The sequence below is a fragment of the Rheinheimera sp. ATLC3 genome, from assembly GCF_059429535.1.
This window is the reverse complement of sequence record NZ_CM182103.1, coordinates 3,522,710-3,545,569: the sequence shown is the minus strand read 5'-3', so window position 1 is coordinate 3,545,569 and position 22,860 is coordinate 3,522,710. Positions and strand designations below refer to the sequence as shown.

The following is a 22,860-nucleotide window of genomic DNA, read 5'->3' as shown; positions in this document are numbered from 1 at the left end:
CCATTATGACTAGTTTTTCTGACTCTGGGTAAACTGATAACAACATCTAAGCAGGACATAAAAGCAGAAAAAAGGCTCCACTTGGGAGCCTTGCTTGTTTTACAAATAATCGCGGATAAGATGCTCAGCTATCTGAATACTGTTTGTTGCGGCGCCTTTTCGTATGTTGTCGGCAACTACCCAAAGGTTAATGCCATTTTCATGCGATAAATCCTGTCGGATGCGGCCCACAAAAACCTCATCTTTCCCTGCCGCGCTACAGACCTGGGTTGGGAAATCAGCATTGTTTTCCAGCAATACCACACCTGGTGCATCAGCAAGCAATGCTTTAACCTGTTCAACACTTATCGGCATGCGGGTTTCTATGTGTACAGCTTCAGCATGGCCAAAAAACACAGGAACTCTTACCGCAGTGGCATTGACAGCAATACTGTCGTCACCGAAGATTTTCTGCGTTTCCCAGTGCATTTTCATCTCTTCCTTGGTGTAACCGTTATCCAGAAACACATCAATTTGCGGTATAACATTAAAAGCTATCTGACGGGCGAACTTCCCCTCGCTTTCAATCGGCCGGCCATTCATCAGCTGTGCAGCTTCGTGCGCCAGCGCTTCAACGGCATCCTGACCAGCACCGCTGACTGACTGATAAGTAGCCACGTTAATCCGGCTGATGCCAACAGCATCATGAATTGGTTTAAGCGCGACTAACATTTGAATGGTTGAGCAATTCGGGTTAGCGATAATATTACGGTTACGGTAGTCTGCAATGGCGTGTGCGTTTACTTCCGGTACGACCAATGGAATATCATGCTCGTAGCGGTAATGAGATGTGTTATCTATCACTACGCAACCTGCGTCTGCTGCTTTGGGTGCATATATTGCTGACACACTACCGCCGGCTGAAAATAGCCCAATTTGCGCTTGAGACCAGTCAAAGGTTTCGGCATCAATAACTTTGATTTTCTTGCCCTTAAACGTCACGGTACCACCAGCCGAGCGGCTGCTGGCCAGCGGAAACAATTCTGCGACCGGAAAATCGCGCTGTTCCAGGATTTCAATTAAATGTTGTCCAACCAACCCTGTTGCACCTAAAACGGCAACATTATATTGCGAAGCCATGACTGTTCCTCTAATTATTGAGCTAGGCCAAAACCTAATTGCAGCAAATAGTCGGGTACGCTACTGCCGCACAATTGTAACGAGCTGAACTCGCGCCGTGCTGGATAGCTTTTGCGCAATCTGTCAAACCCCTGTTCAGCTAAATGTTGACGCAAGATAGCATCGTCACGTCGTACATCATATAACAGTCTCGCCAGGTTTTGGACATCTGGAAGCCCAAAATTTGCACTAATTTGTATTTTTTCCATTGCTGGTACCGGCAACAACTCACTTAGCTGTTGTTTAGCGGGTATTCCCTGTAGTTGACAGTACTGCTGATACAGCATTTCTGTGCCCCTGGCTTTACCTTCCACACTGTGCCCGGCAATGTGCACAGTAGCTATATCGGCATACGACAATAAAGCCGTCAGGATATCGGGCTCATTTTCCCATACATCAAGCACTATAGGGCGACGGGGTTGTGCTGCAACAACATCCGCCAGCAGTGCCTGGTTATCGAAAATTGCACCACGAGCGGCATTAATCAGCGCACAGTCCGGTTTTAAACTTGCCAGTGTTGCTTTATTTAGCATATGTCTTGTTGGCCAGCGCCCGCCTGATGTCAGGGGGGCATGAAAACTGATAATATCAGCTTGCTTACATAGCTGTTCAAAGCTGGTATGCACAAAACTACTCTCACGTTCTGCTCTTGGCGGGTCACATAGCAACACACTAATATTCATCGCTTGCAGCGCCTTAGCCAAACGTGAGCCGATATTGCCCACGCCAACGATACCAACAGTTTTGTCAGTCAAATCCCATTGGTACTTCTCGGCCAAACACCACAGACTACTGAGAACATATTCAGTTACCGATTGCGCATTGCAACCGGGAGCACTGGCAAAGGGAATATTGCGCTGCGCCAGATATGCCTGATCGATATGATCAGTACCAATAGTTGCAGTACCAACAAAACGCAACCGGCTATTCATAGCCAAAAGCGCAGCATCAACATTGGTTACAGAGCGCACCAGCAGAATATCTGCATCTTTTAGCTGACCAGCAGAAACAGTGCGGCCGTTAAACAAATGAACATCACCCAGCCCAGCAAAGAATTGCTGTACTAATGGCATGTTCTCATCGGCAAAGATTTGCATTGGGCCTTCCCGTTAACAAAGTCTCAAACTGGCGGCAGTGTAACAAATAGCACAAAGCCAGCCTAATGTATCAGGCTGGCTTTGGGAGAAAAAACGTGTCGTTACGGTAGAGCGACTTCAAAGGTGTAGGTTACAGACTCCCTTACCTTGTCAGCCAGCGCTGTTGCAGTATCTGCTGAGTACGACGCTTCGATCAGATACCGCCCTGCGTGCTGCGGTGTAAAGCTAAAACTGCCGTCTGCCGACGTCTCGAAATCGACGCGACCGGCCTCGTTACGATATAACTCGCCCGCATAAGATAATACACCTTTTACACCAGCCTGGGGTTTGCCATCCAGATTAAACACAAATGACAGTTTCTCTCCGGCCACGGCATCGGCCGGATGCGTTTTGCTGCTGAGCTCAAGTCCTTCGCCACGGACCTTCATCACAGTATCTGTCGGGCCATTGACCGTGACATAGGCGAAATTGCGGCTGCGGATCTGCACAGTTTCAACGTTAGTAGCGCCTTGCGGTAACTGTGCGGCGCGTTCCTGCTTATTTGCCATCAGCCGCTTGCGTTCACCGTTCAGCTCATAGCTGGTAAAAAAACGTAGCGGGTTGGCCAGTTCAATACGGTAAGTACCGTCACCACCAAGCTGCACATCCGCCATGGATTTGCGCTTGCCCTGATACACATCGGTAACCGGTTTAACGCTGCCATCCGGCAAGTACAGCTTAAGTGCCTTTAACCCTATACCTTTGTCCGGTACAAAAGTCATGTTTGCTGCCGATGCATCTACCGCAATCCAGCTATCAGGCTTAGACAATACATAATGGCTTGGTACAACCCACAAGGTATGAGCACTCAAACTACTGCTGATAAGCAGCGACGATAATAGCAGAACAGATTTTTTCAACATAGCAAGTCCTTGTTATCAGTATTGATTCTGACCGGTACGATTAATGTAAACGTGCAGTAATGTCACCCAGCTCACCGTCCGCCGCAATGTCAATAACAGCGCCTTTGGCAGGCAACATAAATTCGTGTTTCGCCAGGCTGCGCCCCCCTTGCTCGCGCGCGGCTTCTACCAGCAGTTGATACTGCCCCGCGGCAAGTGGCTCACCGTTGTCATCTTTGCCATCCCACTGCAATGTATAGGTTCCCGGTTTTTGCGTTGCGCCGCTTACAGCGTCAACCAACGCAGTATTGCTGCGGCCAATCTTGCGCCAGAAACGGCGTAAATCTTTCAGCCAGTCAGGCTTTTCAACCCACAGCGCGATTAGTCTAACCGGCTGTTGCTGGGCATCCTCAACCCACACTGCGACATAAGGACGATGGTACTGGCTGGTTTCAATCTCCGGCAGTTGTACGGTAATTTCATGTGGTGCAGCCTCAACGCCGCAGGTCAATATTGCGCTAAAACATACAACTAAAATGGCGCTGGTTAATCTCATAAATTTCCCCTGTGAGCTGCAAATAACGGTATTAATGTAACGATAAAATATACGCAAACAGCGTAATAAAAATGCCCAGCATTGCCAGACTATTGCCTAAACTGCGACGTGATGGTTGCTTCAAAATCAGATAAAAACCGGTAAGCGCAAACACAATACAGGCAATAGCCGTCAGGTCGATCAGTAAAACCCAGCTAATGCCAGCGTTACGCCCTTTGTGTAAATCGTTAAGCAGCGCCAGATAACCACCGAATTCCATATCCAGCTCTGCTGTACCGGCCGAAAAATCAACCACCACACTGGCATATCCCGCTGGCCGTTTAAAATCAAGCTCCAACAGCTTGTCATCGACTTCAAAGCTATAACTGAATACAGAGGCTTTTAACTGGTGTTCCTGGCTAAGCCATTTTCGAAACTGCGCAGCAATCTCAGCCTGCTTAGCAGCAGATTCAGGCAGCTCAGCAAACTGCAAGTGAAGAGGTAATTCGAGCTCGGACTGCTGACTCACCTGCCCGGCTTTACTGATGATTAAATCAGGATGATTCAGCGTAATACCGGTAATAGCAAAAAACAGCAGCAGCACCAGTACCAGCATTGAGCTGTAACTGTGAATTGCCCGCATCATTTTTGCCAACGCTGGTCCACGCCAGAATTCAGTCATGATAAGTAATATGCCTGCTATAAAGTAGCCGGCATATTACTGATAATCATTACCATTTGCAATAAAATACAAAACGTAAGCCGTTCAACCGAACGGAAACGACGATAAAATGTTACCTGACGGGCAATTCGAAGCGGGAGAACATGCGATCAATTTCTTCCTGATTACGCAGCATATTGGCTTTCTCTACCACATCCTTAGTCAGATGAGGGGCAAAACGCTCGATAAAATCATACATGTAGGTTCGGAGGAAGGCGCCTTTGCGAAAGCCAATTTTTGTCGTTGATGCGTCAAACAAATGACTGGCATCTATTGCCACCAGATCTTTATCCAGCTCTTTATCCATCGCCATTGATGCAATAACACCGACACCTAAGCCGAGCCTGACATAGGTTTTTATGACATCCGCATCAGTGGCGGTAAAAACGATTTTAGGCTCAAGTCCTTTAGCCGCGAAGGCTCTGTCGAGCTCCGAGCGACCAGTAAAACCGAAAACATATGTCACTATAGGATGTTGGGCAACATCTTCCACCGAGATTTTTCTGCCTAGTTGCAGCAACGGATGATCTTTTCTGACAATGACGCTGCGATTCCAGTGATAGCAAGGCAGCATCACCAAATCGTTATATAAGTGCAGTGCTTCTGTCGCTATGGCAAAGTCGGCTTCACCACGTGACGCCGCTTCTGATATTTGCTGGGGCGTTCCCTGATGCATATGCAGCGACACTTTAGGATATTTTTGCATAAAGCCACTGATTACCGGCGGCAGTGCATAACGAGCCTGAGTGTGGGTTGTCGCGATGTTGAGTTTACCCTGATCCGGTAAGGTGTGCTCTTTGGCTACCGACTTAATACTCTCGACTTTCGCCAGAATTTGCTGCGCAATTTCAATCACATCCCGTCCGGCCGGCGTTACATGTGTTAAATGCTTGCCGCTGCGTCCAAACACCTGAATGCCCAGCTCATCCTCGAGCATGCGAACCTGTTTACTGATACCAGGCTGAGAGGTATAAAGGCTTTCAGCAGTAGAGGAAACATTCAGGTTGTGGTTCAGCACTTCGACAATATAACGCAACTGCTGCAATTTCATGTGTCACAGATCCGGTAATGGCATATCATTGCTCAATATACATATATAGCAGGATATTCCAACTTATTTTTAATTCGTTGGTCGCTATAACTAACAGTAGTTAAAAATTATAGATCCGGTGCTATATCGGCTGCGATGTCTGTTGTGAATAAAGGAAATATTATGAGTAATACAGTCCCGGTAATTGATTTCGCGTCAGTGCTGGCGTCAACCGTACACGATATGAAAAATTCCTTATGTATGCTTATTCAGTCGACCGAGCTGATACAACAGGAAAGGCGGCAACTATCAGACAGCGCACAGGATGAACTTGCCCGGCTTAACTACGAAGCTAACCGCCTTAATTCTAATTTGCTGCAATTACTGTCACTGTACCGCTTTGAACGAAATCAGCTGCCGGTACAAATTGATGAACACTATTTGGCTGATATCACGGAAGAAGTCTTGCTGAAAAACCAGTTTTATACTGAACAGCGCAAGCTGCAAATCACACTGGAGCAGAGCGCCGATCTGTATTGGTTTTTTGACTATGACCTAATCGTCAATCTGCTAAATGATGCAGTCGCTAACGCATTACGCTACTGCAACAGCCGTATTTTGCTGAAAACTACGCAGCTACAGCAAAAACTGCTTATTGAAGTTCATGACGATGGCCCTGGTTTTCCAACTTTTATGCTCAACAGCGATGCTTTAGATATGAATACGCCAGATCTGGCCAATAATCATACCGGGCTTGGTATCTTTTTTGCTAAGTTAATTGCCGGTGCCCATACTAATAAAGGTGAACGAGGTACCGTCAACCTGATAAATGGTGGTGAACTTGGCGGCGGAGTATTCCGCCTGACTTTACCCTGAAAAGACAGATAGCTGTTATTTAAGCTGTTTTGTGATTAATATGAATGATAAAAATCCGTTCGGAATGAGGTTTCAATGCTGTTAACCTTGATTATAACGCTGGTTGTAGCACTGGTTGTTATTGCGATAATAGTCAGTGCTATTCAACAACATAAAGAGCGTTTAGCCACATTGAAACGGGCTGAATACAGTAAACTTCGTACCATACTCGAAGATACGGAAGAGTTAATTGTCAACTCCGCCAATGTCCCCTTATCACCTGCTATCAGCCAAATGCTGCTTAAACGTATAGCGTTTACGCTTAAAGCGATGGTGGAACTGGAGCCGGGTGCCCGTGATATAAAGCAGCGCTTGCAGGAAACGGAAAAAAGACTCAGTGACACCAGCGCTGATGGCGCAAGCTTTGCTGAAACCGTCACCCTGCCAGATAATGACCAGCAGCTTATTGGTATGATTAAAGGTATTAAGAAACTGCGTACTGTGCTGCGTGCAGAGCACGCAAGAGGTAATGTCGATACGCAAACCGTGATCCAGGAAGACAAACGCCTGGAAGTGCTGCAACTGCGGATTAATGTAGAAAGCCAGATCAAGCGTGGTAACCAGGCCAGAACAAATAATATGCTCGGCTCTGCCAGACAGTATTTTGAAAAGGCACTTACAGCACTGACCAATACCCCACATCAGGATGACTATGCCACGACGCGAAAATCTGAGGTAATGCAAGCACTTGAAGACATCGCCACCCAGTTAAAAGAGGGTAATGTGCGGGACAGAGAAAAGAAAGAAGAGAAAGAAAACAAAGATTTGGATGAACTCTTTGCGCCGAAACGCAAGTGGTAAAGCCTGCAAGATAAAAAATGGCCGCTACTGCGGCCATTTTTTATCTCAACGTATTAGCTTTTGGTGACAACCCATTTGCCATTTTCAAACCAGGCTGACCATCCTGTCGCCTTACCGTCTTTCTCCGACATAACATACTGCTGTTTTGTCTTTCGGCTCCAACGCACGATAGCCGGGTTGCCATCAGGATCCTTAACCGGGGCATCTGCGAGGTAGTAAAACTTCGGCGACAAGCGATCACGGTACTTAGCCAGCTCAGCAACTAAAGGTGCACGCGTTTCACGTGATTTTGGAAATGTTGAGGCAGCCAGAAACAGGCCGGCAGCACCATCACGCAGTACAAAATACGCATCTGACTTTTCGCACTTCAACTCAGGTAAATGCACCGGGTCTTCTTTTGGCGGTGCAGCTTCGCCATTTCGTAGCAGCTTACGGGTGTTTTTACACTCGGTATTAGTACAGCCAAAATACTTGCCAAAACGGCCAGATTTAAGCTGCATATCACTGCCGCATTTATCGCATTCGATAACCGGCCCGTCATAACCTTTGATTTTAAAGCTGCCCTGCTCAACCTGGTAACCATCACAAGCAGGGTTGTTACCGCATACATGCAGTTTGCGCTGCTCGTCAATCAGGTAACTATCCATTGCAGTACCGCATTTTTCACAGCGCTTTTTCTGCCGCAGTGCTTCGGTCTCCATTTCGTCTTCGTCACTGACGTTAACCGCTTCGTCGCCAGGCAACAGATTAACCGTTGTTGTGCAGCGCTCTTTGGGTGGCAGGTTGTAGCCTGAACAGCCTAAAAATACGCCGGTTGAAGCCGTACGTATTCCCATCGGGCGGCCACAGGTTGCACAAGGGATATCAGTTAATACAAACTGATTAACCCGCATACCACCCTGCTCTGGGTCATTCTCGGCCGTTTTCAGTTTCTGGTAAAAATCACCATAAAAATTATCCAGCTCTTTGCGCCACTGAGCCTGACCGTTAGCGATATCATCCAGCTTTAGCTCCATGTTCGCAGTAAAATCATAGCTCATCAGGTCATTAAAGTTCTCAACCAGACGATCGGTAACAATCTCTCCCATCTTCTCGGCGTAAAACCTTTTGTTTTCAACCCGAACATATCCACGTTCCTGAATGGTGGAAATAATTGCCGCATAAGTTGATGGCCGCCCTATACCGCGTTTTTCCAGCTCTTTTACCAGACTGGCTTCGCTAAAGCGCGCCGGTGGCTTTGTAAAATGCTGGTTACTGTGCAGTTGCTGTAAGTCGAGCGTCTCACCAGGTTTTACATCTGGCAGCACATTATCTTCTTCATCTTTGCGCTTTAACGCAGGCTGCACTTTCGTCCAGCCATCAAAACGCAGTACACGGCCTTTGGCTTTTAATTCGAATTCGCCGGCCTCAACACTAATATTGGTAACATCATATAACGCCGGGGGCATCTGGCACGCAACGAACTGGCGCCAGATTAACTCGTACAGTTTACGCGCATCCGCTTCCATATCAGCCAATGAACCAGCCATCACATTGACGTCAGAAGGCCGGATAGCTTCGTGTGCTTCCTGAGCGTTGGCTTTGCTGCCATAACTTAATGGTTGCTCTGGCAGGTACTTTTTACCAAACTGCTGTGAGATATAGTCACGACATGCTGAAACCGCCTCTGCACTGAGGTTTGTTGAATCTGTACGCATGTAAGTAATATGGCCGGCTTCGTACAAGCGCTGCGCCAGCATCATGGTCTTTTTAACACCGTAACCCAAACGGGTACTTGCAGCCTGCTGTAATGTAGACGTAATAAAAGGCGCCTGCGGCTTGCTGCTACTGGGTTTATCTTCCCGCTCCAGTACTTTATAGCTGGCTTTGTTTAACAGGGTAAGCGCGGCATCAGCCTCGGCTTTATTAACCGGTTTGAAGGCTTTTCCTTGTTGGCGGGTTACATCCAGTTGCAACATCTGCTGCGCTGCAGTTTGTGTATCTGCAGCTATTGTCCAGTATTCTTCCGGAACGAAGGCTTTTATCTCGCGCTCGCGCTCTACAACCAACCTGACCGCCACTGACTGTACACGCCCCGCTGACAAACCACGGGCCACTTTTTTCCATAGCAGTGGCGAAACCATAAACCCCACTACACGGTCAAGAAAACGTCTTGCCTGCTGCGCATTGACCCTGTCAACGTTCAGCTCGCCAGGTTCTTCAAACGCGTTCTGGATAGCGTTTTTAGTGATTTCATTAAACACGACACGTTTAAAACGCTGCTCTTCGCCGCCGATAATTTGCTGCAGATGCCAGGCAATGGCTTCTCCTTCACGGTCTAAGTCCGTTGCCAGATAAACTGTATCAGCTTTTTCTGCCAGAGCTTTAAGCTCCTTCACGACCTTCTCTTTGCCAGGCAGTATTTCATAACGCGCTTTCCAGCCATGCGCCGGGTCAATGCCCATTCGGTCAACCAGCGCCTGATATTCTTTTTCTTCTTTACTCAGCGACTTTTTAGCTGCGGATTTCTCTTTACTGCTGCTGGTCGGTAAATCGCGAATGTGCCCAACACTCGACTTAACGATAAAATCGCTACCGAGATATTTGTTGATTGTCTTCGCTTTTGCCGGTGACTCTACTATTACCAGTGATTTCGCCATCTTAATCCTGAGATCCCTAACTTTTTAATGCTTGTCATCAGTGCTGCTTTTTTAACATATATCCGTAAACCGCAGTTGTGACAAGTGAATAAACTCATTATTATGCAAACCAGCCTGTTTTCCGGGCTGTCTGGCGAAAGGTTCGCCAATATAAATGAAGCATCCTCCGCGGCCGCAAAAATAATAAAAACAGTGCCCACTCCAACTAAAGGATATAAAGCAAAAATGAATTTCTTTGAAGCAAACTTCGATGGCCTGGTAGGGCCAACGCATAACTATGCCGGCTTATCTGTCGGCAATGTTGCCTCGCTATCTAACGCGAAAAACAGCTCCAGCCCACGCCAGGCAGCAAAGCAAGGCTTAAGTAAAATGAAAGCTCTGCATGACCTGGGTATGGTGCAAGGCGTGTTAGCACCACAAGAGCGGCCTGATGTTTACACATTACGTCGCCTGGGCTTTACCGGCACCGATGCTCAGGTCATAGCCAAGGCAGCGAAACAGGCTCCTGCGGTGCTCAGAGCAGTTTGTTCAGCGTCAAGTATGTGGACAGCCAATGCTGCAACCATTTCGCCAAGCGCTGATACACACGATGGTAAAGTGCATTTTACCCCGGCAAATCTTACCAATAAGTTTCACCGCTCACTTGAACCTGTCACTACCGGCAGAATTCTGCAGGCGATGTTCCGCGATCCTGCACATTTCGCGCATCATACACATTTACCCGACAATGATCACTTCGGTGATGAAGGCGCGGCAAATCATACCAGACTTTGCAGCGCTTATGGTAAACGTGGCGTCGAACTTTTTGTCTTTGGTCGTTATGCATTCGATAGCAGTAAACCCGCACCTAGCCGGTTCCCGGCACGACACACGCTGGAGGCTTGTGAAGCCGTCGCGCGTTTGCACGGCTTAAACGACGAGCATGTTGTGTATATGCAGCAAAACCCGGATGTGATAGATCAAGGCGTATTTCACAACGATGTTATTGCCGTCGGAAATCAGAACGTGCTGTTCTATCATCAGCAGGCCTTTGTTGATAAGCAGAATAAACTTAGCGAGTTGCAACGCAAATTCGGCAACGAAGCAGATTTGCACCTGATTGAAGTAAAAGACAGTGATGTCAGTGTATCAGAGGCGATAAAGACCTATTTGTTTAATACGCAGGTCATTACATTACCATCCGGCGAGATGGCAATTATTGCTCCGACAGAGTGCCAGGAAAGCCCTGCTGTTTCATCTTATCTGGCAGCGTTAGTACAGCAGCATACGCCTATCAGACATGTACATTACTACGATGTTAAACAAAGTATGCGTAACGGTGGTGGCCCTGCCTGTCTGCGCTTACGGGTTGCCTTAAGTGAGCAGGAAAAACAGGCGGTCAACCCGAACGTGCTGATGAATGACACGTTATTTAGCACGCTCAATCAGTGGGTAGATAAGCATTATCGTGATGAGATTAGCGAAGCCGATCTGGCTGATCCGCAATTGCTGGATGAGTCGCGCTCAGCACTTGATGAACTTACCCGGATACTGGGCTTGGGTTCTGTGTATCAGTTTCAGCAAGGCTAAAAGCAATTAAAAAGCCACCTCCACAGGAGGTGGCTTTGCGTTGGCCCCCTATAAGGGGGCTTAATTATTTTCTACATCCAGCCTTAATTGACGTTCCTCGTCTTCTCTACCCACTTTATCCTGATGCCTAACATAGCGCCGGATAATTTCCTCATTCGCACCAACTGAGTCTACGAAGTAGCCGCGCTGCCAAAAGTGATTTCCCCACAGCTTTTTCTTACGAAGATACGGAAATTTATTAAACAACCTGATTGCCGTTAACATGGGTACTCTACGGGTATAGCCCCGACTGAACGATCACCACCTCCATAGGAGGTGGTTTAAGATTGACAAAAAAATCCCCAGCAAGCCGGGGACTTTTGTTACTTATAACCTGCTACTAGCTATTAATTTGCGATGGCACAATTTTGTGCGACGCCAAATGGGTTAGCTGCAGGACGATTGGTCTCTGTAGTTAAGTCATCAGCTGCAGTTGGCAGTGAATATTCACGATAGCTGATATTCTCAGTACCTGCCGCAGTGCCAGATACCTGAATACGCACATCTAACCAGCTTCCTGCGTCCTGGGGGTACATCACGTTAAAGGTTACAATACCGCTGGCATCAGAAGGCGTTAAGCCAGATACTACTGCAATATTCCCCGGCGTCAGCATGCCATCACCATTGGTATCTTCACCAGCATCAATGATACCGTTAAAATTAGCATCTTCAGATACACAATTTATCGGCGAGCTAATTGCTGGTGATGTGCCTGATGTTGTCCAGTTTTTAAAGGCTGCAGGCTCTTCGGGAGATTTAACCCAATAGCCTTTGCGATAGTTAACAGAGCTTATTGCCACATTCAGCTGCTGACCAGTAACTGCGTTACCTGAGCTATCGGTAACGATAATAGAAAACTCTTTGGCATAAGTGCTGGCACTTGGTTTAGTGATAACATTGCCGGTGCCGAAGCGGAAAAATAACGTTCGGTTACCAACAGCAATATCCGTTTCATCAAACACTGCCGGGTTACTTTGCACACTGGCTTTTACCACCAAATTGCTGCCGTCAACACCACTACCAGTAGTACTATCAGCATTAAATAACGAGGAAGCCACACCTTGCGAGTTAGTAACAGCGGTACCGCTACTTAGTGAACCACCGGCGGCATTATCTAATGAAAACACAACTGTAGCATTTTTCACCGGATTGTTATTAGCATCACGCACCACAGCACGTATAGTACTGGTTTCACCTACCCCCAACTGAGCTGGGAATGCTTGTGTTTCTATATTGGCAGCCACAGTCGCAACAAACTCAATTACTTTTTTCGCACTGACCGAGTTAGCACCACCTGTGGCGGTAATAGTAGCGAGCCCTGCAAACTTAGAACGCACAAAGGTTTGTGCCAAACCTGCAGCATCTGTGGTATCAGTTGCCGTTTGTTCTGTTGCTGTGACTGCAGAGGCTGCCGAGGCAGCCACAACCCCACGAGTGGTATTAAAAGTAACCATCTCCCCTGCATTACCGCTGCCATCAACCAACCACTCTACTTCTAACTCTTCAGCTGAATTTAGCGGCACTTCGATAACTTCAGCTTCATCAGCAGCAGCGACAAAAGCAAACTGATCCGGGCTTACATTGATCAAAACTGAATTAGTGGTGCCGAGTGCTGACACACTTAGCGTATCTTCGCCAGGATTTGTCGCCGTATAAGTAAAAGTAGCTTTACCTGAGGCAGCAGTTATTGGGCTTGCCGGGTTCAGGGTATTGCCAAGTGCCGAAGATACCTCAACAACCTGGCTGGCAATACCTGCATCGTTAGAGTCTGCCAGCAGCACATCTATAGTAGCAGTGTCTCCGAGAACTACAGAGCCGGGAGCAGAAATGTCAAGGTTAGTACCACTAGCCTTAATCAGAAGTTCCGCTGATAGTCCTTGCACTTGGGCGGTGACGATGATATCGCGGATACTCTTATCTGTTTGGCTTTTTAGAGTTGCTTTAGCAATACCATTTTCATCAGTTACCTGATCAACGCCAGACAACTCACCTGAGTCTGTTCTGAAGGTAACGGGCACATCGGCTAATACAATATTATTGGTATCCCGAACCAACGCTGTTAGTTCAACCTTTGAAGAAGAGCCTGTACCTAACACGACTGTATCAGCGAATAGAGAAACACTACCAACAGTCACGTCAACTTGGGTTCCACCATCGCCAGCAGAGTTAAAACCAAAACTTGCACTGGCATCACCGAAGCTCGCCGTAAGCGTTCCTGCCCCGGCTTTAGCTCCAGCCAAAAGACTAACAGTGGCAATGCCATTACTATTAGTTAGTGCTGTAGCTGCAGGCGTTAATGATGCTAACTCGTTATCACTTAACTCAAAGGTAATAACCTGCCCGGAAACAGAACCACTACCTGAGACGGTTAAAGTCACTGTTAACTGCTGCGGGGTTGCCTGAGAGAGCTCAGCAAAAGGCTCACCATTACTGTTCTCAATGCTAAGAGTATAAGTCGGCGTTGTTCCACCAGTTCCACCGCCATTACCGCCATCATTATCCAAGGTACCACCGCCACCACAGGCGGCCAGGGTTGTAACAATTAGCGCAACCAATAGTTGCTTTATGCTTCGCATGAAAACTCTCCCAAGCTGTATTTATTATATAGTTTTTGTTAATTCTGTATCTTAAACCATTAATCTTGCAAACGTCACAGCATATTTGAAAAAAAAATCGCCTGAATATGCCTTTCATTGTCTCAACCTGTTAGGCTTAGCGCCATTGCAAACTGAATACTAGTCTGATGTTATGACAGGAAATAAGAAGCTGGGGCTGACCGCCCGCATTGTAATAGGTATGGTTGCCGGCATAGCCGTTGGTTTTCTTTTCAAGCTACTTCTGGCCGGGCAGGAAGAAAGAGTCCTGCATCTACTGGGCATGGATATCCCACTTAAAGCGCTGTTTATTGATGGTTTCTTTCATATAGGCGGAGAAATATTTATCGCCAGCTTAAAAATGCTGGTTGTGCCTTTAGTTTTTGTTTCGCTGGTTTGTGGCACCTGTTCCCTGTCTGATACTTCGGCACTTGGGCGGCTGGGCGGCAAAACGATTGCGCTTTACCTGATTACCACTGCTATTGCGATAAGTCTGGCAATATTTGCAGCCTTGCTGATAGGCCCAGGCGAAGGTATACAGATGCAGTCTGACGCCAGCTTTAACCCAAGCGAGGCACCGGCACTGTCACAGGTGTTTATTAATATCTTCCCCAGTAACCCGATAGAATCAATGGCAAAAGGCAACATGTTGCAAATTATTGTATTTGCGGTGCTGTTCGGCCTGGCTATGGCGATGAGTGGTAAAGCCGGTGAGCGCTTGGCGGCAGTGTTCACCGATCTTAGCGAAGTCATTATGAAGTTAGTGACTTTGCTGATGAATCTGGCACCTTATGGTGTGTTTTTCCTGATGGCAAAACTATTCACAACGCTTGGGTTTGAAACGATTGCCAGTCTGGCCAAATATTTCGCTGTAGTATTGTGTGTCCTGATAATACACGGCCTGGTAAGTTATGCTGTCATTTTAAAATTGTTGACAGGTCTGAACCCGATTATTTTCTTCCGTAAAATGCAAGATGCTGCCCTGTTTGGTTTCAGTACCTCCAGCAGCAACGCCACTATGCCGGTGACAATGGAAACGGTAACTAAGAAACTTGGTGTAAAAAATAGTGTGGCTTCATTTACGGTGCCCTTGGGGGCAACAATAAATATGGATGGCACCGCTATTATGCAGGGGGTGGCTACTGTATTTATTGCACAAGTCTTTGCAGTGGATCTTTCTGTTTCTGATTACCTGATGGTAATACTGACAGCAACGCTGGCATCTATTGGTACAGCTGGTGTGCCAGGTGTAGGCCTGATAATGCTGGCGATGGTGTTACAGCAAGTTGGCTTACCGGTTGAAGGTATCGCTCTTATTATAGGCGTTGACCGCTTACTCGATATGACCCGCACCTCGGTAAATGTTACGGGTGACGCTATGGTGTCCTGCATTGTTGGTAAAAGCGAGGGGGCTTTTGATAAAGCCGTTTTCGATGACATTAATGCCGGCAGCAAAGAAGAAGATGTAGATTTTCACAAACTGCGTTAATCAGACTATTACGGTATAACACACTGCCAGCCAGTTTATATTGGCGGCAGTGTAATACGATAAACAGTTTCAAGCAGACTGCTGGTTGCGAACCGGCGCCTGGCAAAACCTTTTCCGGTTAACTCCGCTGTACCAAGCAATGTAATTTCAGCACCTGCAAAGAGTTGTTTTATTTCTTTATCCGGCACGCTGAACGGCGGCCCTTGCTTTTCATGTTGCGGATATTCAAGGCTAATTAGCAGAATATCGCCCCCCTTCGGTATCAACTGACGCAGCTTTTGCACATACTGCCGCCGCATCTCAGCCGGCAATGCAATTAACGCGGCTCTGTCATACACCAGATCACAGCCGCTGATATGTTGCTCAGTTAATCCAAAGAAGTCTCCTTGCCACAATCTTATATTCTTACTCAGGTAACACTGGAATGACTGCTGCTGATTGACCTCGAACGGCAATCGCTGTTCCAGAAAAAAATCCTCACAAGCGATTGCCGATAATTCAGCACCTACAACCGGTATATGCAGCGCCAGATAGCTTAAATCAGGCGATTTACCACACAAAGGCACAAAAACCTTGTGCTTACCGCTAGTAACAGCAGGCAGATGCTGACGTAACAATGGATGAGCCTCATCTAACTGAAACCCGAGCTCATTATTCTGCCAGCGCTGGTGCCAGAATTCAGCCTCCATCAACGGATCCAGCTGTGTTGAATCAGCCTCTGCCAATAGTGAGAAATGATGCTGGCTGAGCCCATTCCCACCTTCTCCGCTATACCTTTGCGAAGCTGATACTTCACCTGAAACACCTGTCGCTGAGACATCTGAGTCAATATGTAGTCGTCACTGGTCTGGATAGTATCAACAAGATTTAATGCCAGCGCCTGGTGCCCAAACCAATGCTCTCCGGTAGCCACTTTATCGATATCTAACTGTGGCCGGTGTTGCAAAACAAATTGTTTAAATAACTGGTGCGTATCTTCCAGTTCATGCTGAAACTTCTGCCTACCCTTGTCGGTGTTTTCACCAAACAGCGTTACAGTGCGTTTGTATTCACCCGCAGTGAACTGTTCAAAATCGACATTATGCTTTTTCAGTAACTTATTAAAGTTGGGTAACTGTGCAATAACACCTATCGAGCCAACAATTGCAAAGGGCGCAGCAAGAACAGTGTTACCAATACAGGCCATCATGTAGCCGCCGCTGGCTGCAACTTTATCTATTGCTACCGTCAGATTCAGCGGATGCTGTCGCAGTCTGTCCAGTTGAGAAGCGGCCAAGCCATATCCATGCACCACTCCGCCGCCGCTTTCCAGCCGTAACAATACCTCGTCTTCTCGATTGGCAACGGCCAGTATTGCTGTAACCTCCTCCCGCAGTGACTCTGTCTCTTTAGCGTCCAGGCTGCCATTGAAATCCAGTACAAATAGCTTAGCTCTGGTGTCCGGCTTGCCTACCCGCTGCGCCTTTTGCCACTGCTTAAACTGTTTCTTCTCCAGCAGATGCTGCTGCATGTCCTCTGCCATTGACTGATAATGCTTCGTTAAATCAGTAAATTGCAACTGACCTTTTTTCGCTTTGTTTTTAGCCGCTGCAGCGCCGGCAATCAAACCGACAACCAAGCCAACCGCCAGCACTAACGTTGCCGTTTTGGCCAGAAACAAACCGTATTCATATAAAAATTCCAATGCTATCCCCTTAGCCTATGTTTTGTTGCATTGTAGCGCCTTAATAAAAAAGAAAAAGCCCGGCATTGCCGGGCTCAATTATAAACACCGAAAGTTATATTCAGTTAGCCGGTGCCAGCACGCCAGGGTTAGTTACCACTATTGCTGCCCCACCACTGCCAATAAAGCTGGCAGCCTGCATCTGCATTTCTGCAGTTGTTGCAGCACTGGCGCTAGGATCTAATATTGACGCATGACCACCGGCAATAAAGCGACCTATCGCATTACCACCACCAAGTACCTGAGTACCGGCAACGTTGTCGACGCCCGTTACGCCCAGTAAGCGCCCCAAAGGCTCAGTACCTGCCAGAGGCATTTTACCGGCACCAACGGCCTGCAACGGAGATGCGATGCCATTTGGAATAACCTGATCAGGTAAAGACCCTGCGCCATCACCAACAACTTCGATGATGTAAACCGGCGTTTCGGCAGCCACCAGGTTCTGCGCATAGTTATTTGGATCTCCACTGTCAATAACAGTTTGCGCAGCAAAAGAAAACTGACTGTAATTCCCCTGCAATCTAGCGAGGGTCTCTGCAGGTAATTGTTCTTCAAAAGCATAATAACATGCAGCAAACGGAGCAACCAAAGCAGCTCCACAACCGCCAGCATTTTGCGCAAAAGTAACAAAATTTTGTTTTAGCTCATCAGTGCCGGTGCTTAATAACACAGATGCTTTAATCAACGGCCCAAACTGACCAGATTCCAGCAGGAAGTTTGCTATAGCACCACCTGGCATAGCCAGTGTCGCAGTTTTCAATGCGTACACCGCATCAATCTGTGCTTTCTCAGGTTCACTCAAGGTTGCACTTTGTACCGGCGTATTCGCTGCACCTACAGCAGAGGTGCCAGTAATAGCGCCTAGCGAATGCCCCATAAACTGTACATTTGTCGGGTTAATAGTGCCAGATTGCGTCAGATTACTGAAATTAAGGCCAGCCCGCAGCCCGAGAATATCACTAATACTCTGGCGGACATTGTCGCGGGTCGTCAATAAACTCTGCAGGTTCATATAATCTGTTGCATTATTTGTTGATGCATTAATGACCACAGTACGGGTACCGGTATCTGTAGGCACCTCAACGCTGAAGCCCCGGTCACCATGCAAGGTATGGTCAATTGCTACCACAGCATAGCCTTCCATTGAAAGAGCACCGGCAACCGCCAAAGCGTTACTCTTGCTACCTGTAATTCCGTGCTGGAATATCACCACAGGCCAGCCGCCGACAGGCATTGTCATCGCTGGCAATTGCTTAGCAGCACGCAGCATATTAATCTGTGCTAAATCAGGTACTGTCATCAGCACCGGTACATTCACAACCTGGTTAACCTTAGGTATAGGGTTAAACTTGGTAATATGGCGAGCCTTGTCTAAATCCAGATCAAAACCGATTAAATTTAGAGGGTTTTTAGCCTCTTCCGGGCTTAAACCTAAATCAGCAGGGCTTATCAAACCCGCCTGAATAGCCCCCGACAAGGTTACCGGGCTGTCGTACTGCGCCAGCCAACGGCCGGTTAGCGGAGCCAGCGGATTATCAGCTGTAGGCAAAGCACTGAAATAAGGCAGATTTATCGTGCCACCATATACCTGTGCTGTGGTAGCAGCCGCATAAGCAGGGTTGGTTAAATTAGCCTGAGCAGCCGGTATCAAGCCTGCCTGAACTAAAGCATCTGCAGCAGTGTAACCTTGCGGTGCAGCATTCAATACCGGCCGCAGCGCAGGCTGTAACAGCAGTTGTTTAATTGTATTAAAGACAACATCAGTAGATTGAGTCGTGATAGCAGCCGTATAAATTATGGTGTCCCGATTAACGCCTTCAGCCTCAATAACATCTTCAAAGCTGTTGATCAGTTTTTGCAGTGATACCTGAGACGGAGTGTTAAGCGGTAAGGTTTCGTCGTCCTGCTTCACCAGCTCATACGATGTAGACGGCGCTATAGGGTTACCTTCGCTATCTTCTATGATTGACGTCAATACAACCATATAAGTAGTGGCGGGTTTTAACGGATTAAGTGGAATGACAGCAACATTGTTTCCACTGGCACCAGAGACAAAATCAACGCCGAACGTCAGTTCGCCCACTACTTTACAGGCATGCCCCTGACTGACTGTACGACAGTCGGCATCGGGCGATAAGGCACTGCCGGAAACTATTTCAAACACACGTACGGCACCAGGGGCAGACGCGGTTGACACATTCAGGCTAATACCGGCGGCAAAATCAATCGAAATGGTGAACGGATTTTGTGTAGACCAGCCATCAAGCGCACCTAAGGCAACCTGAGGATTAGAATAATCAGGCGCAGCACCACTATCGGTAGTTAGCGTACCGTCTGTAGTGCCTTGAAACAGTAAGTCATTAGGCACAGACAGGCGAGGCGTACTGGCACCTGGATCAAACACAACTCTGGAATAGGATTTCTCAGTATTGTCACCGACATCAGACTTAATATCATCTAAAGATTCGCTACCGCAGCCGGTTAACCCGAGCGCCAGAGCAACAGCCACACTAAGTGCCAGCTTGTTCATAATTTCTCCCCTATCCTGACTTTTATTTTTTGTTTTTAAAGCAAAAACTTAGTTTGCTTATTGGAAACCAATCACTGATATAGCTGCAACAGCTACGACCAGTTAAAGTTAACTCAAAGCTAAACAAATCGCTAGCGCAAAGATACATAAACCGTGAAGAAAGGTGCAAAGTTTATCAATTGCGCGTATGCTGGCGCCGTTTTTTTGGCAACAGGTTAGGTGATATGCAAAGTTATCAGGCTGCGGCGGACGCGTTAAAAGACAAAGTGATACTGGTTACCGGTGCCGGTGATGGTATCGGCAAAGAGGCTGCCCTGACTTATGCCCGTTACGGTGCTACCGTTATTCTGCTCGGTAAAACAGTGAACAAACTCACGGCTGTCTATGATGAGATTGTAGCGAAAGGCGGTCAGGAACCCGCTATTGTTCCGTTGGATTTAAAAGGTGCAACGGCAAAACATTACCGGGATATGGCAGCCACTATTGAAGCAGAATTTGGCAGGTTGGATGGTGTGCTGCATAACGCTGGCATTCTTGGCGTGTTAAGCCCATTTGAACATATAGACTTGGCTACCTGGAATGACATTATGCAGGTCAATGTGACTTCAGCAATGTTGATGACGCAAGCACTGATCCCCCTGCTAAAACGCACTTCTGCGGCATCTGTTGTGTTTACATCATCCGGTGTAGGCCGAAAAGGCCGTGCTTTCTGGGGCCCTTATGCCGTATCTAAGTTTGCCACTGAAGGTCTGATGCAAGTAATGGCTGATGAATTTGAAAACAGCAGTATCAGAGTAAATTGTATTAACCCTGGCGCTACACGCACCAAAATGCGCAGCAAAGCTTACCCCGGTGAAGATGTCAGTAAGCTAAAAACCGCCGCAGATCTGATGTGGTTGTATCTGTATTTAATGAGCGACGACAGCAACGATGTTAATGGCCAGTCTTTGGATGCTCAGCCCAAGTAAGGCTGGCTGTAAAGCGGCTTACTAAAAACAAAAAAACCGGCTGAAACCGGTTTTTTTTGTTTTTAGCCTAAATTATTTTTTGCTTAGAATTTCTTCTGCATTTGCAGCTGCCCATTCATTCCAGGCATCCACTTTGCTATTAAAATTCTCAACCGCCTGGGCCGTTGCTTCAGCGATCAGCTTATCAATTTGCTTTGCATATTTCTTATCAACTTTAGCCAAAGGCATTACTTCGATACCACGATCTTGTAAACCCTTTTTCATTGTATGTGTACGTAACAATAACAATTGACCATTTTCTATATAAAAATACTGGTTTTCTTTATTGATAGTCTTAAATTTTGGCTTGGTTGGACGCCTTTCAACTTTATCTGTATTTTCAGCACTATCAGACATCAAGCCATCATGATTCAACTTATAACCCAACTGTTCAAGCGTGAATCCCTGTGACTTGGCTAATTGTTCTAACTGGCTGATAAGTTCCACTTCTTTTTGCCGCTCCGCCAGTACAGCATTGAGCGTTTCGATAACGTCAGTTAATTTCGCCAGCGTTAATTCTTTCGCTGCTTTTTTCAGCTCTCGTTTATCTAATAAAATTGACATTGCGACCTCCTTCAAACTTAATGGCTTCAGGATAAGCAATTAGTGCTGTAAAATAAAGCGACAATACGTATTGTTTTATATAAAAAATCCATCACCATTCAGCTTCGGTTAATATTTCTTAATCTTTCAATATTATTTCCCTATTAACGCTAATTTTGTCTGTTTTATTCAGCGTGGAGACATAAATATTATTCAGGTATTCAACTAAAAACAGCCATTCAGCCATATTCGTTATTTTACCCGCTACTGCAATTTCAGCCCTTAATGTGTCAATTAAGCTGGTCGGTGCTCTAAAAGTAGGTAAAATCAGCTATCTTGTCGCGATTTTCTGACTGAAGGTAAAATTATGCCAAATTTTAAACAGTTGTTTATTAATAATAAAAACTGGGCTGATCGGATTGAGAAAGAACAACCAGGTTTCTTCAGACAGCTATCTGAGCAACAAGCACCTGAGTACTTATGGATTGGCTGCTCTGACAGCAGAGTGCCAGCAAACGAAATCGTAGGTTTGCTACCGGGAGAGCTATTTGTTCATCGTAATGTCGCGAATTTAGTCGTGCACTCTGACATGAACTGCCTGTCAGTACTGCAGTACGCTATTGATATTCTTAAGGTCAAACATATTTTGGTCGTAGGCCATTATGGCTGTGGTGGTGTCAAAGCCGCACTAACTAAGCAGCGAGTCGGCTTTGTCGATAACTGGCTGCGTAATGTCAAAGATGTCTATGCGCTGCACCGTGATGAAGTTGATGCTATTGCAGACGAAGATGAACGGCTTAACCGCCTGATTGAGCTGAATGTTGCCGAGCAGGTACGTAATCTTTGTCATACCAGCTTTGTGCAGGAAGCCTGGGAGCGTGGTCAGCCACTTGCTATTCATGGCTGGGTGTATAGCTTACGCAATGGCAGGGTGAAAGATTTACGCGTCAGTCATTCTTGTGCCGATAAAATTGACGATATTTACACCTTGGATCTGACTGACTATCACCCGGAAGAAAAGTAATCATTTAAAAATGATTTGTTGCTGCGCCACCGGCTGATAAGTGGCGCTGTGGCCATCGACCCAACTGCCATTCTGCAAATAGCTGGATTTAGTTTCCATAGTACCATCCGGCATAATACGGCTGAACGATTTTACCTGGGTGATACCATTTTGATTATTTTCAACCTGCTCCAGTGCAATAATCTCACCGATATTACTGTTGAACGCCATGGTACCGTGCGTATAGAACCCAGCCGTGGTGAAATAATAGTATGCCAGGCTTTGCTTACTTTCATCCCAGAAAATAAATGACTCACCGCCATACTGGCCATCATTAATAGAATGCACAGTTTTAATTGCCTGACCATTAAGCGCCCGGCTCCAGAATGACCTGTCTATTACTTTCTCAGTAGCCCCCGGTTGTGTCAGATCACCCTGCCAATGCTGGTTAAGATAGGGCCGAAGAGGTTCCAGCTTAGGATGAAGTATGCCCGTTTCTGCTGCTTGCACTAAACAGCTGAATAGTAACGCACCACACAAAAAAATGGCTTTCATAGCAAAACTCCTTTTCGGTATATCAGCCAAG

General features: G+C 46.8%; 19 protein-coding genes and 1 pseudogene. 6 read left to right on the top strand and 14 right to left on the bottom strand.

What is annotated here, in order from left to right; genetic code table 11:
* Window positions 1–99 precede the first annotated feature (99 nt).
* The 6 genes from AC5SV9_RS16475 to cysB form a co-directional block, all read right to left on the bottom strand.
* Complete coding sequence (locus AC5SV9_RS16475) at window positions 100–1,119, bottom strand: aspartate-semialdehyde dehydrogenase (RefSeq protein WP_226767006.1); 1,020 nt, start codon at window positions 1,117–1,119, stop codon at window positions 100–102.
* A 14-nt stretch (window positions 1,120–1,133) separates the two neighbouring features.
* Window positions 1,134–2,255 carry a 4-phosphoerythronate dehydrogenase gene (locus tag AC5SV9_RS16470; protein ID WP_475148632.1) on the bottom strand — a complete coding sequence of 374 codons (1,122 nt, stop codon included), beginning with the start codon at window positions 2,253–2,255 and terminating at the stop codon, window positions 1,134–1,136.
* A gap of 101 nt (window positions 2,256–2,356) precedes the next feature.
* Window positions 2,357–3,157: a DUF4198 domain-containing protein gene (locus AC5SV9_RS16465; RefSeq protein WP_475148631.1), complete on the bottom strand. Its 801-nt coding sequence runs from the start codon at window positions 3,155–3,157 to the stop codon at window positions 2,357–2,359.
* A gap of 40 nt (window positions 3,158–3,197) precedes the next feature.
* Window positions 3,198–3,692: a DUF2271 domain-containing protein gene (locus AC5SV9_RS16460; RefSeq protein WP_475148629.1), complete on the bottom strand. Its 495-nt coding sequence runs from the start codon at window positions 3,690–3,692 to the stop codon at window positions 3,198–3,200.
* Window positions 3,693–3,723: 31 nt separating this feature from the next.
* Window positions 3,724–4,365, bottom strand: coding sequence for a PepSY-associated TM helix domain-containing protein (locus AC5SV9_RS16455; RefSeq protein ID WP_475149451.1), 642 nt, complete (start codon window positions 4,363–4,365; stop codon window positions 3,724–3,726).
* Window positions 4,366–4,465: 100 nt separating this feature from the next.
* Window positions 4,466–5,443, bottom strand: a complete 978-nt coding sequence (gene cysB / locus AC5SV9_RS16450) for an HTH-type transcriptional regulator CysB (RefSeq protein ID WP_331925119.1) — start codon at window positions 5,441–5,443, stop codon at window positions 4,466–4,468.
* Between the two features lie 162 nt (window positions 5,444–5,605).
* Here cysB and AC5SV9_RS16445 point away from each other — a divergent pair, with 162 nt between their 5' ends.
* Window positions 5,606–6,298 carry a sensor histidine kinase gene (locus AC5SV9_RS16445; RefSeq protein ID WP_475148626.1) on the top strand — a complete coding sequence of 231 codons (693 nt, stop codon included), beginning with the start codon at window positions 5,606–5,608 and terminating at the stop codon, window positions 6,296–6,298.
* A gap of 75 nt (window positions 6,299–6,373) precedes the next feature.
* Window positions 6,374–7,138, top strand: a complete 765-nt coding sequence (locus AC5SV9_RS16440; protein WP_475148625.1) for a hypothetical protein — start codon at window positions 6,374–6,376, stop codon at window positions 7,136–7,138.
* Window positions 7,139–7,191: 53 nt separating this feature from the next.
* On the opposite strand, the gene topA is transcribed toward AC5SV9_RS16440, so the two are convergent.
* Window positions 7,192–9,777, bottom strand: a complete 2,586-nt coding sequence (gene topA, locus AC5SV9_RS16435) for a type I DNA topoisomerase (RefSeq protein ID WP_475148622.1) — start codon at window positions 9,775–9,777, stop codon at window positions 7,192–7,194.
* A gap of 225 nt (window positions 9,778–10,002) precedes the next feature.
* Between topA and astB the strand changes: the two genes are divergently transcribed.
* Entirely contained in the window at window positions 10,003–11,346 is a 1,344-nt protein-coding gene (astB, locus tag AC5SV9_RS16430; protein ID WP_475148620.1) for an N-succinylarginine dihydrolase, read from the top strand.
* A gap of 60 nt (window positions 11,347–11,406) precedes the next feature.
* Here the strand turns inward: astB and AC5SV9_RS16425 are convergent.
* A pseudogene (locus AC5SV9_RS16425) lies at window positions 11,407–11,604 on the bottom strand (transposase); the annotation flags it as partial.
* 128 nt (window positions 11,605–11,732) lie between these two features.
* Window positions 11,733–13,961 (bottom strand): Ig-like domain-containing protein, encoded by a 2,229-nt coding sequence (locus tag AC5SV9_RS16420; protein ID WP_475148618.1) that lies wholly within the window; start codon window positions 13,959–13,961, stop codon window positions 11,733–11,735.
* 172 nt (window positions 13,962–14,133) lie between these two features.
* Between AC5SV9_RS16420 and AC5SV9_RS16415 the strand changes: the two genes are divergently transcribed.
* The gene (locus AC5SV9_RS16415; protein ID WP_475148616.1) at window positions 14,134–15,468 is read left to right on the top strand and encodes a dicarboxylate/amino acid:cation symporter; all 1,335 of its coding nucleotides are present in this window, start codon (window positions 14,134–14,136) and stop codon (window positions 15,466–15,468) included.
* Window positions 15,469–15,503: 35 nt separating this feature from the next.
* On the opposite strand, the gene tmpT is transcribed toward AC5SV9_RS16415, so the two are convergent.
* The 3 genes from tmpT to AC5SV9_RS16400 form a co-directional block, all read right to left on the bottom strand.
* Window positions 15,504–16,157 (bottom strand): thiopurine S-methyltransferase, encoded by a 654-nt coding sequence (tmpT, locus tag AC5SV9_RS16410; protein WP_475148614.1) that lies wholly within the window; start codon window positions 16,155–16,157, stop codon window positions 15,504–15,506.
* A complete protein-coding gene (gene sohB, locus AC5SV9_RS16405) occupies window positions 16,157–17,152 on the bottom strand; it encodes a protease SohB (RefSeq protein ID WP_475148613.1) in 996 nt (331 codons plus the stop codon). Before sohB ends, tmpT begins: the two co-directional genes overlap by 1 nt.
* A 100-nt stretch (window positions 17,153–17,252) precedes the next feature.
* Window positions 17,253–19,721 (bottom strand): VolA/Pla-1 family phospholipase, encoded by a 2,469-nt coding sequence (locus tag AC5SV9_RS16400; RefSeq protein ID WP_475148610.1) that lies wholly within the window; start codon window positions 19,719–19,721, stop codon window positions 17,253–17,255.
* Between the two features lie 224 nt (window positions 19,722–19,945).
* On the opposite strand from AC5SV9_RS16400, the gene AC5SV9_RS16395 reads away from it, so the two are divergent.
* The gene (locus AC5SV9_RS16395) at window positions 19,946–20,689 is read left to right on the top strand and encodes a YciK family oxidoreductase (protein WP_475148609.1); all 744 of its coding nucleotides are present in this window, start codon (window positions 19,946–19,948) and stop codon (window positions 20,687–20,689) included.
* 72 nt (window positions 20,690–20,761) lie between these two features.
* On the opposite strand, the gene AC5SV9_RS16390 is transcribed toward AC5SV9_RS16395, so the two are convergent.
* On the bottom strand, window positions 20,762–21,292 hold the full coding sequence (locus tag AC5SV9_RS16390; protein WP_475148608.1) for an H-NS family histone-like protein: 531 nt from the start codon (window positions 21,290–21,292) through the stop codon (window positions 20,762–20,764).
* A 346-nt stretch (window positions 21,293–21,638) separates the two neighbouring features.
* On the opposite strand from AC5SV9_RS16390, the gene can reads away from it, so the two are divergent.
* Window positions 21,639–22,295: a carbonate dehydratase gene (gene can, locus AC5SV9_RS16385; RefSeq protein ID WP_475148605.1), complete on the top strand. Its 657-nt coding sequence runs from the start codon at window positions 21,639–21,641 to the stop codon at window positions 22,293–22,295.
* On the opposite strand, the gene AC5SV9_RS16380 is transcribed toward can, so the two are convergent.
* The gene (locus AC5SV9_RS16380) at window positions 22,296–22,829 is read right to left on the bottom strand and encodes a hypothetical protein (RefSeq protein WP_475148604.1); all 534 of its coding nucleotides are present in this window, start codon (window positions 22,827–22,829) and stop codon (window positions 22,296–22,298) included.
* Window positions 22,830–22,860 lie beyond the last annotated feature (31 nt).